4 protein-coding genes are annotated in these 12766 nt (G+C 70.6%); 2 read left to right on the top strand and 2 right to left on the bottom strand.

Going from position 1 to position 12766, the window contains the following annotated elements:
• Positions 1-14 precede the first annotated feature (14 nt).
• Together EDC64_RS23500 and EDC64_RS09350 are read left to right on the top strand one after the other, a co-directional pair.
• Positions 15-10340, top strand: a complete 10326-nt coding sequence (locus tag EDC64_RS23500; RefSeq protein ID WP_165933699.1) for an autotransporter outer membrane beta-barrel domain-containing protein — start codon at positions 15-17, stop codon at positions 10338-10340.
• A gap of 200 nt (positions 10341-10540) precedes the next feature.
• Entirely contained in the window at positions 10541-10993 is a 453-nt protein-coding gene (locus EDC64_RS09350; RefSeq protein ID WP_132031007.1) for a TspO/MBR family protein, read from the top strand.
• A gap of 66 nt (positions 10994-11059) precedes the next feature.
• On the opposite strand, the gene EDC64_RS09355 is transcribed toward EDC64_RS09350, so the two are convergent.
• Positions 11060-11578 carry a peroxiredoxin-like family protein gene (locus tag EDC64_RS09355; RefSeq protein WP_132031008.1) on the bottom strand — a complete coding sequence of 173 codons (519 nt, stop codon included), beginning with the start codon at positions 11576-11578 and terminating at the stop codon, positions 11060-11062.
• Positions 11579-11696: 118 nt separating this feature from the next.
• Positions 11697-12758: a C4-dicarboxylate TRAP transporter substrate-binding protein gene (locus EDC64_RS09360; RefSeq protein WP_132031009.1), complete on the bottom strand. Its 1062-nt coding sequence runs from the start codon at positions 12756-12758 to the stop codon at positions 11697-11699.
• Between the last annotated feature and the right edge of the window lie 8 nt (positions 12759-12766).

A 12766-nucleotide genomic window follows, 5' to 3' on the forward strand; every position in this document is an offset into this window, starting at 1 on the left:
CAAAGGCCGTCTCGATGTTGCCCAAGGGATATGTTCCTGGTCGCGATCACTGCCTCGGACGCCGGATCACGGCGCTGCTGAGCTGCGTCTCCGCCCTCGTTTTCGCGGTTCCAGCGCTCGCCCAGACCAGCAACGCCACGATCGGTCCGGACTATGTGTACAAAGACCAGCAGGCTGGCAGCAATGGCAGCGGCGGCTATGGATGCCCGGACAGCAATGGGTACGAGGCGAATGTCGGCGGCGGACATTCGGGCAGTGACGGCCCGTCGGTTACGGAAACCTATACTGACACTCTGAGCGCCGGATCGTCCTATGGCGGAACCTTCGCGCTGGCCGGCAGCACCGGCGGCAATGGCGGCGGCGGCGGCAACAGCAACAATGCGACGCTGTGCCTCGACGGCGGCGCGATCAATGGCGGCAACGGCGCCACCGGCAGCAATGGCGGCACGGTCACCATCACCACCCAGGGCGGCTCCGGCAACACCTTCTCGGGGACCGGCATCGTCGTCTACAGCAAAGGCGGGGACGGCGGCGCGGGAGGCTTCTCGAAGACCGACAACGGCTATGGCGGGTCCGGCGGCGGCGGCGGCGTCGGTGGAACGGCGCAACTGACCAATTCGGTCACGATCACCACGACCTCGACCGGAGCCGCCGGTATCGCCGTGCTGAGCATCGGCGGCAATGGCGGGTCCGGCGGCTCGGGGGGCACCGGCGGCAATGGCGGCTCGGGCGGCTCGGGCGGCGTCGGCGGCGCGGTGATCGTCTCGAATTCCGGTGCGATCAACGCGGAACAATCGATCCCGATCTATGCCGAGAGCGTCGGCGGCGTCGGCGCGGGTGGCGGCAGCGGCGGCGGCAGCTATTGGATCTTCGGCGGCGGCGGCAGCGGCGGCGGCGGCGGCTACGGCGCCGGCGCCGGCACCGTTTCGGTCACCAATTCGGGCAGCCTCACCTCCTATTGGCTCGGAACGCGCGGCATCGAGGCGCAGTCCGTCGGCGGCGGCGGCGGCGATGCGGGGATTTCCACCGGCCTGAACGCGCTCGGCGCCAATGGTGGACCGGCCGGCGACGGCAGCTCGGTCTCGGTGACGAATACCGGCACCATCAATCTCACCAACGGCTCGTCCATCGGCATCGCGGCGCAGTCGGTCGGCGGGGCGGGGGGCGCCGGCGGCATGGCCTTCAGCGGCGGCATCACCGCGACCATCATCGGCGGCACGGACACCGGCGGCGACGGTGGCGGCGGCGGCAATGCCGGGGCCGTTCAGGTCACCAATTCTGGCCAAATCTGTACCGGCAATTCCTGCAATGGCGGCGCGCCCGCCAGCAGCGCCGGCGGCGCGATGGGCATTCAGGCGCAGTCGATCGGCGGCGGCGGCGGCACCGGCGGCTTCGGTGTCGCCACGTCCGACATCGGCGCCTCCTTCGCGCTCGGCGGCGGCGGCGGCAATGGCGGCACGCCGGGAACCGTGTTCGTCGTGAACACCGGCACGATCTCGACCCAGGAAATAAATTCCGCCGGCATTCTCGCCCAGTCGATCGGCGGCGGCGGCGGCGCGGCGGGCGGCGCACTCTCGCTCTCTTTGTCCTCGGTGGCGGGGGTGGCGATCAGCCATGGCGGCTCCGGCGGCTCCGGCGGTTCGGGCGCCAATGTCGGCGTCAACTGCACCAGCGGCGCGGCGTCGAGCGGATACGGTTCGGCGTGCACCACGTCCGGCACCCCCATGCTGTCCGCCCTGTCCGGCGGCACGATCTCCACCAACGGAACCGGATCGGCCGGCATCCTCGCCCAATCGCTCGGCGGCGGCGGCGGCACGGGCGGCTATGCGGCCGCCTTGTCGGGCGGCACCGCGGCCGCCTTCTCCTTCTCGGTCGGCGGGTCCGGCGGGTCCGGCGGCTGGGGCGGCAACGCCTATGCCGGTTCCGGCGGGCTGGATGTGACGACCGGCGGATCGGATTCGCCCGGCATCGTCGCGCAATCGATCGGCGGCGGCGGCGGCAATGGCGGCAGCACGATTTCGGGCAGCATCGCCGAAGGCGCCTCGATCGCCATCGCGGTGGGCGGGAGCGGCGGCACGGGCGGTGCCGGCGCCATGGCGACGACGGAAAATACCGGCGGCAACATCACGACGACCGGCGACCGGTCCCCGGGCCTCGTCGCGCAGTCGATCGGCGGCGGCGGCGGCAATGGCGGCGCGGCGATCACCGCCAGCGCCAGCGGCATCGTCTCCGTCAATCTCGCGCTCGGCGGGTCGGGCAGCACCGGCGGCACCGGCGGCTGGGCCTATGCCTTCAACAAGACCGGAACCGGCGCTGCCGGCTCCGGCACGATCTCGACGTCGGGCTATCAATCGAGCGCGATCGTCGCGCAATCGATCGGCGGCGGCGGCGGCAATGGCGGTTACACCGCGTCCGCCACTTTGTCGCTGGGCGACACGCTCGGCGCCAGCATCGGCGGCTCCGGCGGCAGCGGAAACTATGCCAATACGGTCGAAGTCACCAATAGCGGCGGCACCCTGACCGCCTCCGGCGGCGGTGCCGCGGTCATTCTGGCGCAGTCGATCGGCGGCGGCGGCGGGAATGGCGGCTTCGTTACGGGTGGGGACGTCGCGCTGTCGGGCTCGACCAGCCTGAGCGTCGGCGGCGCGGGTGGCTCCGGGGCGTCCGGCGGCAGCGTCACGGTCAACAATTACGCCAGCATCACGACGCCGACCCAGGTGACCGTCACGACGACCACCGAAGTTGCGACCACGACGACGGAAGACCAGAAGGTCCTGGTCGGGTATGATATGGTGCAGGTCTGCGATCCCTATCCGTTCTGCTATTACGAACAGGAGCCGGTTTACGAGACCATCCCCGTCACGGTGACGACCTATACGCCCGTCACCACGACCCAGACTCTGGCGAGCGGCGCGGCGACCTACGGCAACGCGCCCGGCATCCTCGCGCAGTCGATCGGCGGCGGCGGCGGCGCGGGCGGGTTCGCGGCGACGGGCGCGATCACCGGCGACTACGCCGCCAATCTGGCGGTGGGCGGTGGCGGCGGCACCGGCGGCGGCGCCGGCAGCGTGACCATCTACAACAGCGCCGCGGTCTCCTTGGTCGGTCCGCTCTCGGGCGGCCTCATCGCGCAGTCCCTCGGCGGTTCGGGTGGCACCGGCGGCTTCGCCGTGGCGGGCAGCCTGTCCTCCGGGGTCAGCGCCAATGCCACGATGGGCGGTGGTGGGGGAACCGGCGGATCGTCCGGGGCCGTGACCATCACCCATCTCAATGGCGGGATCTCGACGGCCGGCAACCAGTCCCCGGCCATTCTTGCGCAATCCATGGGCGGCGCGGGTGGCACCGGCGGCTGGGACATTGCCGGGTCGCTCGGCTCCGCGGCCGCGGCCGCGGTCGGCATCGGCGGCCCGGGCGGCTCGGGTGGGGCGGTGACCGGCGCGGTCACGGTCTCGGCCAGCGGCACCCTGTCCACCAACGGCCTGCTCTCGCCGGGCATCATCGCCCAGTCGATCGGCGGCAGCGGCGGCAATGGCGGCTTCAGCGCGGCGGCGGCGGGATCGGTGATCCTGGCATCGTCCGTCGCGATCGGCGGCACCGGCGGCGACGGCAGCTATTCCAACACCGTCTCGGTCACGGCGCAGGGTCAGATCATCACCTATCAGTCGCAGTCGCCCGGCATTCTCGCGCAGTCGATCGGCGGGGCGGGCGGCAATGGCGGCTTCGCGCTCGCCGGGAGCGCGGCGACCGGTGGCGGGAAGGAGGCGGACGTCTCCGTCGGCGGCGGCAGCGCGACCGGCGGGGCCGGCGGGTCGGGCAGCAATGCGGGCGCGGTCGGCGTCACGGCGAGCAACATCCTGACCGCCGGCTATCTGTCGGCGGGCATCATCGCGCAATCGATCGGCGGCACCGGCGGCAATGGCGGGTCGAGCCGCGCCTTCAGCCTTTCGGGAACGCCCGAGACCAGCGAGGGCGCCGCGGCCTCGGTCGCGATCGGCGGCAGCGGCGGCTGGGGCGGCCAAGGCGGCACCGTCGGCGTGACTCAGATCGGCACCATCCAGACCGGCGACAGCACCGGGCTCGGTTCCGATCTGGCGCCGGCCATCCTGGCGCAGTCGATCGGCGGCAATGGCGGCAATGGCGGCTCGGCGGATGCCAATGCGATCGCGAGCACCGCGGCTGCAGCCGTCTCCATCGGCGGATCGGGGACCAATGGCGGGTCTGCCACGACCGTCACGGTCTACAGCAACCAGAACCTCACGAGCGGAAGCCTGTCGACCAACGGCGCCCAGTCTCCCGCCATCCTCGCCCAGTCGATCGGCGGCGGCGGCGGCAATGGCGGCGCGGCGCAAACCACCGCGTCGAGCGATCAATACGGCGTCGGCGTTTCGGTCGGCGGCTGGGGCGCGGGCGGCGGCTCCGGCGGCGCGGTCGATGTCTATACCGGCGGCCAGCTGGTCACGTTTGGTGCGAATTCCGCCGCCATCTTCGCCCAGTCGGTGGGCGGCGGCGGCGGCAATGGCGGCTCCGCCACGAACAACACGTCGGCCGGACAAGGCAGCGAGCTTCAGGGCGGCGTGACCTCCGTCGCCGGGGCCGGGGTCGCCAATACGGCGACGACCATCTCCACGGCGGCGTCGTCCTTCTCGTCGTCGAGTTCCAAGAGCAACAGCGCGTCCTCGGACCAGCCTGCGAACGGCATCGCCGCCTCGCTCGCGATCGGCGGAACGGCGGGCAAGGGCGGCTCCGGCAATGCCGTGAACATCACCTCCACCTCCGCCATCAAGACCTCCGGCGCCCTGTCGGACGGCATCTTCGCGCAATCGGTGGGCGGCGGCGGCGGCAATGGCGGCGCGGCCAGCACCAATGCGGACGGCAGCTCTTATGCCGCTTCGGTCAGCCTCGGCGGCGCAGCCGGCACGGGCGGCACCGGCGGTGTCCTCACCATCCTCGCGAGCGGCAGCATCCAGACGCTGGGCCAGCAATCGGTCGGCCTGTTCGCGCAATCGGTGGGCGGCGGCGGCGGCAGCGGCGGCTCGGCCTCCAGCACGACGACGGGCGGCCAGGCCGCGATCACGTTCGGGCTCGGCGGGCTCGGCGGCGACGGGGCCAGCGGCGGCGCGGTCACGGTCACCAGCGGCAGCAGCTCGACCGGCGGCTTCATCAATACGCTGGGTGCCGGCGCGGCCGGGCTGTTCGCGCAGTCTGTCGGCGGCGGCGGCGGCTCCGGCGGGTCGAGCACGGTTTCCGCGAGTTCGCCGGGCACCCAATCGAGCAGCGGATCGAGCGTGAGTTCGTCGACCGGCGCGGTCAGCGGCTCCGCCGGAACGAGCACGACCAATTCCAGCGCCGGCCAGAAGGACGGGCAGGGCGCGAGCCAGGCCGGCAGCAATGGCAGCAGCGGCAATAGTGGCGGCAACGCCCTCGCCATGTCGCTCGGCGGCTCGGCCGGCAGCGGCGGCACGGGCGGCACGGTGAGCGTCACCAATTATGCCGCCATCGTCACCGGCATTCCGCTCGCAGGGGCGAGTGGGCCGGTCGTCACCCCTGACAATTCGCCGGGCTTGTTCGCCCAGTCGGTCGGCGGCGGCGGCGGCTCCGGTGGCTCCAGCACCTCCAATGCGTCGGCGAACGAGCACAGCGCTTCGATCTCGCTCGGCGGCAACGGCAGCTCGGGCGGTTCCGGCGGCACTGTCACCGTGGCCACCGTCGGCACGCTTCAGACGCTCGGCAACAATTCCTCTGCCTTGTTCGCCCAATCGGTCGGCGGCGGCGGCGGCAATGGCGGCTCCTCCTCGACGACCAGTTCGTCGGGCGGCACGGTCTCGATCGCCCTTGGTCTCGGCGGATCGGGCAGCGGGGGCGGCAGCGGCGGCACGGTCGCCGTCACCGTGAATCCGGCGGTGGACGAGGACACGCTCTCGGGGATCGTGACCGCGGGCACCACCTCCTACGGCATCTTCGCCCAATCGGTGGGTGGCGGCGGCGGCGCGGGCGGGGCGCTGTCCGCGGCGGCGACCGGGGGGTCGACCAGCGACAACGGCAGCGCCAGTTCCAAGGGGTCCAGCACCGGCACGTCCACGTCCAGTTCCAACGGCGTGGCGCTCGCCATGGGGCTCGGCGGATCCGGCGGCGCCGGCGGGGCGGGCGGCAACGTGACCGTCACCGGCGCGGCGCCGATCGCGACCTCCGGAGCCATGTCCACCGGCCTGTTCGCGCAATCGGTGGGCGGCGGCGGCGGCGCGGGCGGCGCCAGCACCACCCAGGCCAATAGCGGAACCTACGCGCTGAGCCTGGGCCTCGGCGGTTCGGGCGGAACCGGCGGCATCGGCGGCACCGTGAACGTCACTCAGAAGAGCACGGTCTCGACCGCGGGGAACCAAGCGTTCGGCATCCTCGCGCAATCGATCGGCGGCGGCGGCGGCGTCGCCGGCGCGGCGAACGCGACCAGTGCGAGCGGCGGCGACGCCAATATCGCGGTCGCTCTGGGCGGATCGGGCGGCAGCGGCCAGGTCGGCGGGGCGGTGAACGTCGTCACCACGGCGCAGGTCGCGACCGGCGGGATCGGCGCGACTGCCGTCCTCGCCCAGTCGATCGGCGGCGGCGGCGGCACCGGCGGCGCGAGCACCTCCAGCGCTTCCAATGGAAAGGTGGCGCCCTCGCTCGCGCTCGGCGGCACCGGCGGCACCGGCAATGACGGCGGCGCGGTCTATGCGCAGGTGAATGCGCCTGTGGCGACCCAGGGCGCCAACGCGATCGGTCTGTTCGCGCAATCGGTGGGCGGCGGCGGCGGCAGCGGCGGCGCCTCCACCTCCGGCGCGGGGGGCGGGGGCGACGCCACGACGTCACTGGCGCTCGGCGGTTCCGGCGCCGCGGCCGGCAATGGCGGCTATGTCGCGATCCAGGCCTGGAGCGCGACCTCGGCCCCGATGACGATCACGACCTCCGGCACCAGCGCCTATGGCGTCCTCGTCCAGTCCGTCGGCGGCGGCGGCGGCGCGGGCGGAACGTCCAACGGCAGCGTGACCGGATCGGGCGACGTCAATGTCACCTTCGCGCTCGGCGGTACCGGCGGGTCGGGCGGCGCGGGCGGCGAGCTTTCGGTCTATACCGGTTTCGGCACCATCACGACCACCGGCGCGCTCGGCATCGGCGTCCTCGCGCAATCGGTGGGCGGCGGCGGCGGCGCCGGCGGCACCAGCGACGTCATGGCCTCCGCATCCAATTCGTCCGGCACTGCGGCTTATGCCGGCGGCATCGCGCTCGGCGGCAATGGCGGCGCCGGCGGCGCAGGCGGCGTGATCGGCGTCGCGAACCAGATGAACACGAGCACGTCGGGTCAATTCGCGCCGGCCGTGGTGGCGCAGTCGATCGCCGGCGGCGGCGGGCTCGCGGCCAGCCAGACGTCGGTGTCGGGCAATCTCGCGACGTCCTCGCTCACGCTGAGCCTGGGCGGCACGAGCGGCCTCGGCGGATCCGGCGGCACGGTCACGCTCGACAATTACGGTCAGGTCGCCACGACGGGCGCCGATTCCTACGGCGTGGTCGGCCAGTCGATCGCCGGCGGTGGCGGCCTTGCGGGCGTGCTGACCGGGGGGAACGGCACCACCGCGCTCACCTCCGCGTATGCCGCCACCCTCGGCGCGTCCGGGTCGAGCAGCGGAAATGGCGGCAGCGTCACCGTCCTCGGCGGCAATGCGATCAATACCACCGGTGCGCGCGCCATGGCGCTGGTGGCGCAGTCGATCGGCGGCGGCGGCGGCATCGTCGCGACGCCGATGGGCGGCCAGTCCAGCGTGACAGCCGGCGGGACCACCGTGCTCGGCGGCGCGGCAGGCGGCAGCGGCGGCAGCGTATCGGCGTCCCTGACGGCAGGCTTGAGGACGACCACGTCCGGGGGGAACGCCCACGGCCTCGTCGCCCAGTCGATCGGCGGCGGTGGCGGCATCGCCACCATGGTCAGCAATCTGACGCTCGGCGGCACGGGCGGCGGCAGCGGCGGGGCGGTGACGGTCGACGCCGGCGGCGCAATCGCCACCACCGGGACGACGGCCATCGGCATCGTCGCCCAGTCGATCGGCGGCGGCGGCGGCCTCGGCCATGCGCAGTCCTCCGTCACCTTCGCCAATGGCGGTGCCTCGGGCGACGGCGGGCCGGTCCAGGTGACCGTCGGCGGCGGCATCACCACCTCGGGCACCAATGCGGTCGGTGTGCTCGCCCAATCGATCGGCGGCGGCGGCGGCGCGGCCGTGACCAACAATGCCGCCCTCACCAGCAACAACCCGGCCGGGAACGGCACCGGCGGCGCCGTGACCGTCATCGTCAACGCGCCCATCTCGACCAGCGGCGCGGGCGCCGACGGCGTCATTGCTCAATCCGCCAGCAATGGCGGCGGCCTGTTGATGAACGGCACGGCCATGGACCTCGTGACCGGCAGTTCCGGCAGCTCGGGCAAAGTGGTCGTCACCGCCAATGCCAGCATCACCGCGACCGGATCCGGCGCCACCGCGATCTCGGCGCAGGGCAATGGCGACCCGATCATCACGATCGCCTCCGGCGTGAGCGTGACGGGCGGCGTCGGCGGCACGGCCGTCACCAGCGACGGGACCGAGAATTTCATCACCAATTCCGGCACGCTCTCGACGGTGGACGGCCCCGAGGGCATGGCCATCGTCACCCGGACCGGCTTTGCCGCGGTGACGAACGGCGGCACGCTATATGGCAATTTCGCCCTGACGCCGGGCGCCGCAAATGCCGTGACGAACCTGTTCGGCGGCACCATCTGGGCGGGGTCCTCGCTCGATCTCGGCGGCGCGGCCAATCTCCTGACCAATTCCGGCATCTTGCGCAGCGCGTCGTCCGGGCTCGGCACCACGACGCTCAACGGCAGCCTCGTGCAGACCTCCGGCGGCCTGATGATCGTGCGCACCGACCAGCTCACGGTCCGGGCGGACCAGTTCCTCGTCACCGGCAGTGCGAATCTGTCCGGCGCGGTCCGCGGCGTCATCTACAATCCCGGCCGCGCCATGCCGGGCAGTTTCGAGACGCCCTTTCTCGCCGCCCTCGGCGGTCTGACGACGTCGAACCTGCATATTCTGGGCGACACCGCCATCATCGACTTCTCGGTTTCGCAGAGCGGCAACAGCCTTTCGCTCGACACCGTGCTGGATTTCACCCCCTTCGGACTCTCATCCCGGGGCATCCTTCTCGGCACGCTGATCGGCGAGATCCAGACGCGCGGCTCCTCGCCTCTGTTCGAGACCATCGTGCCCGCGCTGCTGGACGTGACCACGGTGGCCGGGCTGGACCAGGCGTACGAGACGGTGGGCGGCGGGGCGGTTGCCATGGTGCCGACCACCATGATCAATGCAGCCTCGGCCTCGCTCGCCGGCATCACCACGCAGATGGACCTCTGGCGCATCGGGCTGCGGATCCCGTCGACGGCGCTCGGCACCGCCGCGCCTGCGGCGGCCTCGTCAGGCACCGCGGCGTCTCCCGCAGCGGCGGGCGACACGCCCGGGCGCTATTTCTGGGCTGCGCCGATGGCCAGTCTCACAACCGGCGGCGGACTGTCCGGCTCCATGTTCGGCGGAACGGTCGGCCTCGACGGCGAACTCGCCAATCTGCCGGCTCTTGTCGGCGCGGCCGTGAATTTTTCCACCACCTCCCTCGATGCCGGCGATTATGGCGCCAGCGTCTCCACCAGCTATGGCGGCTTCAGCGTCTACGGCGTTGCGGAGGCGGGGCCGGCTTATGTCTCGGCGATCGCGACACTCGGCTATGGCAGCGCCAATTTCGACCGCAATCTCTACAATCTGAACCTCGACCTCGCGACGGATTCCGGGTTCGACGGCACCCTGCTCGGTGCGCGGATCGAGGCAGGCTACAGCTTCGCTTTGGGCGGGACGGGGGCCAGTTTCACGCCCTTCGTGGCCTTCCAGCCGATCCAGCTCTGGCTCGGCTCCGGCTCCGAAATGTTCGGTACGCTCGGCCGCGGCCTGTCCTACGACAGCACGACCATCACCGCGCTGCCGACCTATCTCGGCGTGCAGTTCGACGGCCAATGGGTGGCCGCGGACGGCCGGCGCTACGCGCCCTATCTCCGCGCCGCCTGGATGCACGATTTCAGCCCGAACCGGGACGTCCCGCGCAGCTTCGCGGAGCTGCCGCAATTCAGCTTCTCGTCCACCGCGATCCCGACCGTCAGCGACGCCCTCGATCTGCATGCCGGCCTGCAGTTTCTCGCCGGTCCCAATCTGGTGCTCTCCGCCGGGTTCGAGGCCCAGATTTCGGACGGCTATTCCACCGTCGGGGCCACGGGGAGCCTGCGGGTCCGCTGGTGACACGGGCCGTGCCATTGCCGCGGGGCGGGTGGCGACGATAAACTCGGCCGGACCGCCGAAGGTGACATGTCGGTCGTGGTGCGATGAGGTTCGATCGCCGACGGCGATCCAGCCAGCCCTGTGTCGTAAAGACGGGATCAATGCGGCAGCCGGTTTGGGCGGGGCCGCCATCGGCGGATCGAGGAAAGGGCAGGCCAGGGATGAACCGGTATGTTTCGCTCGTCCTGTTTCTCGTCCTCGTTCTGGGGTGCGGTCTCGCGATCGGCGGTCTGACCGTGACCGGCGGATGGTATGCCGACCTCGCCAAGCCGGCTTTCACCCCGCCGCCCTGGGTGTTCGGGCCGGCCTGGACGGCGATCTACGTGCTGATCGCATTGGCCGGCTGGCGGGTCTGGCAGCGTGATCGCAGCGGCTGGCCGATGAGGCTATGGGCGGGCCAGATGGCGCTGAACTTCCTTTGGACGCCGGTCTATTTCGGCGCCCATCAGATCGGGCTGGCGCTGCTCGTCATTCTTCTGCTGCTCGCGGCCATTCTCGCTTTCATCGCCGCCGCGTGGCGGCGCGACCGCGTGGCGGCCTGGCTGTTCCTGCCCTATGCCGCCTGGGTGACCTTCGCCTCGGTTCTGAACGGCGCGATCTGGGTCCTGAACTGAAGCGCCCGCGTGCTCGGCTCGTCGAACGGGGGCGCATCCCGCGCCTCCGTTCGACGCGGCCAAGGTTCAGCTCACAGTGCCGCGGGCCGGATATCCGTTCTGGAGCACGAAGGGGATCTTCGAGGCGAGAAATTCCAGATCCGGGCGCGCCCAGGGCATGTTGGCGACGGCGGCCATATAGAGTCGGCCGTCGGCCCGCACCCAGAACAGGCCGGGCTCCGAGAACACGGCCGATTCCGTGTCGCGGATCGCCTGCGTGAGATACAGCCCCCACGCCTCCGCCTGCGCGCGTGTCAGGCCGTAGCCGACGGGCAGGCCGTCCAGATCCCACTCGGACACGGTCTTGGCTGCCCGCTCGGCATCGTCCATCGACACGGCGATCACGTCGAAGCCGGCGTCCCGGTATTTCGGCAGAACCGCCTTCAGCGCCTGCAGGTAGGACTTGCAAACCGGGCAGTGATAGCCGCGATAGAACACCACCATCGTGAAGTGTTCGGGCTTGGGGTCGTTGAGCGTCCAAGTCCCGCCCCCCGACAGGGGCAGCGAGAGGGCGGGGGCTGGGGTATCCGGCATCGGTCGAGACATTGGGGTTCTCCCTTTCAGATCGGTTGGACGGTCCAGTTTTCCGGGATCGAAGGTCCCGCGCTTCGGATGACCTTACCCTCTTCGGTTCGGGCGGCCGGGGTGCGGATCCGCCCGGCAATCAGTCGATCCTGTAGGGATCGGGCCATCTGTGGCCGGTGGCGGCGACGGCATCGAGATAGGATTTCATGACGGCTGTCCCCGGCATGCCGCGCTTGTCGGCGTCCTTGGCTTGTCGGCCCGGGAAGTCGGCGAGGGACTTCGCCCATTCCGTCCGCACGGCGGGCTGGATCTCGGTTATCTTGGCGCCGACGGTTTTCAGTCCGTCGAGACCGGCCTTCTGGCGCGCATTGAGCGAGGCTCCGGCCCGTTCTTCATAGGCCTTTCCGACCTCGCGCACGATCTTCCGCACGTCCTCGGGCAACCGGTTCAGGGTGCGCGAGGAGATCGTCAGGCCGTTCACCGGCATCGCCCCGAAGCCGATCAGCGTGTAATAAGGCGCAGGTTCGTAGAATTTGAATCCGAGATAGGCCGAAGGGAACATCAGCCAGCCCGAATAGACGCCGGTCTGAAGCGACATATAGCCTTCGGGAAGCGTCGATTGGACCGGAACCGCCCCCGCATATGCGATCCAGGGAAGATTGGGGCCGGCGCCGCCGATCTTGTAGCCTTTCAGATCCTTGACGTCCTTCCACGCGTCCTTGGTCCCGAGGTGATAGTCGTCCCATCCGTGCAGGCCGAGAAGCACTTGTCCGTACTGCTTCTCGAATTGCTCGGACAGCCAGGGGTTCTTGTCGTAGACCGCCCGCGCCGCGCTGATGGCGGTGACGGAATCCTGGGGGCCGAACGGCGCGTAATAGGGAAAATTGTGCAGAAACAGCTTGGCGGGCTCGAAGCAGAAGCAATAGGCGCCGACGTCCAGCAGGCCGTTCTGCACGGCTTCGAGCGTGTCGGCGACGCCGGCAAGTGAACCGCCATAGGCCTCGACGAACTCGATCTTGTGTTTCGTTTCCGCGGCGACGCGCCGCTTCACCTCCGGAACGAAGAATTTTTCGACATCCGAAACATAGACCGAGGGTCCGCTCGGATGTCCCGATCCGATGCGCAGCGTGAAGGTATCCGCGTTCGCCGCGCCCATGCTCGCCAGTGCCAGGACACCGGCGAGAAAGCCTTTTGCGTGCATGCCTGCTC

The sequence above is a fragment of the Aquabacter spiritensis genome (genome assembly GCF_004346185.1).
GTDB classification, from domain to species: domain Bacteria; phylum Pseudomonadota; class Alphaproteobacteria; order Rhizobiales; family Xanthobacteraceae; genus Aquabacter; species Aquabacter spiritensis.

Excerpts from the sequence above, each read along its gene's own strand:
- EDC64_RS23500 (WP_165933699.1), top strand. The coding sequence starts at position 15 with ATGTTGCCCAAGGGATATGTTCCTGGTCGCGATCACTGCCTCGGACGC.
- EDC64_RS09350 (WP_132031007.1), top strand. The coding sequence starts at position 10,541 with ATGAACCGGTATGTTTCGCTCGTCCTGTTTCTCGTCCTCGTTCTGGGG.
- EDC64_RS09355 (WP_132031008.1), bottom strand. The coding sequence starts at position 11,578 with ATGTCTCGACCGATGCCGGATACCCCAGCCCCCGCCCTCTCGCTGCCC.
- EDC64_RS09360 (WP_132031009.1), bottom strand. The coding sequence starts at position 12,758 with ATGCACGCAAAAGGCTTTCTCGCCGGTGTCCTGGCACTGGCGAGCATG.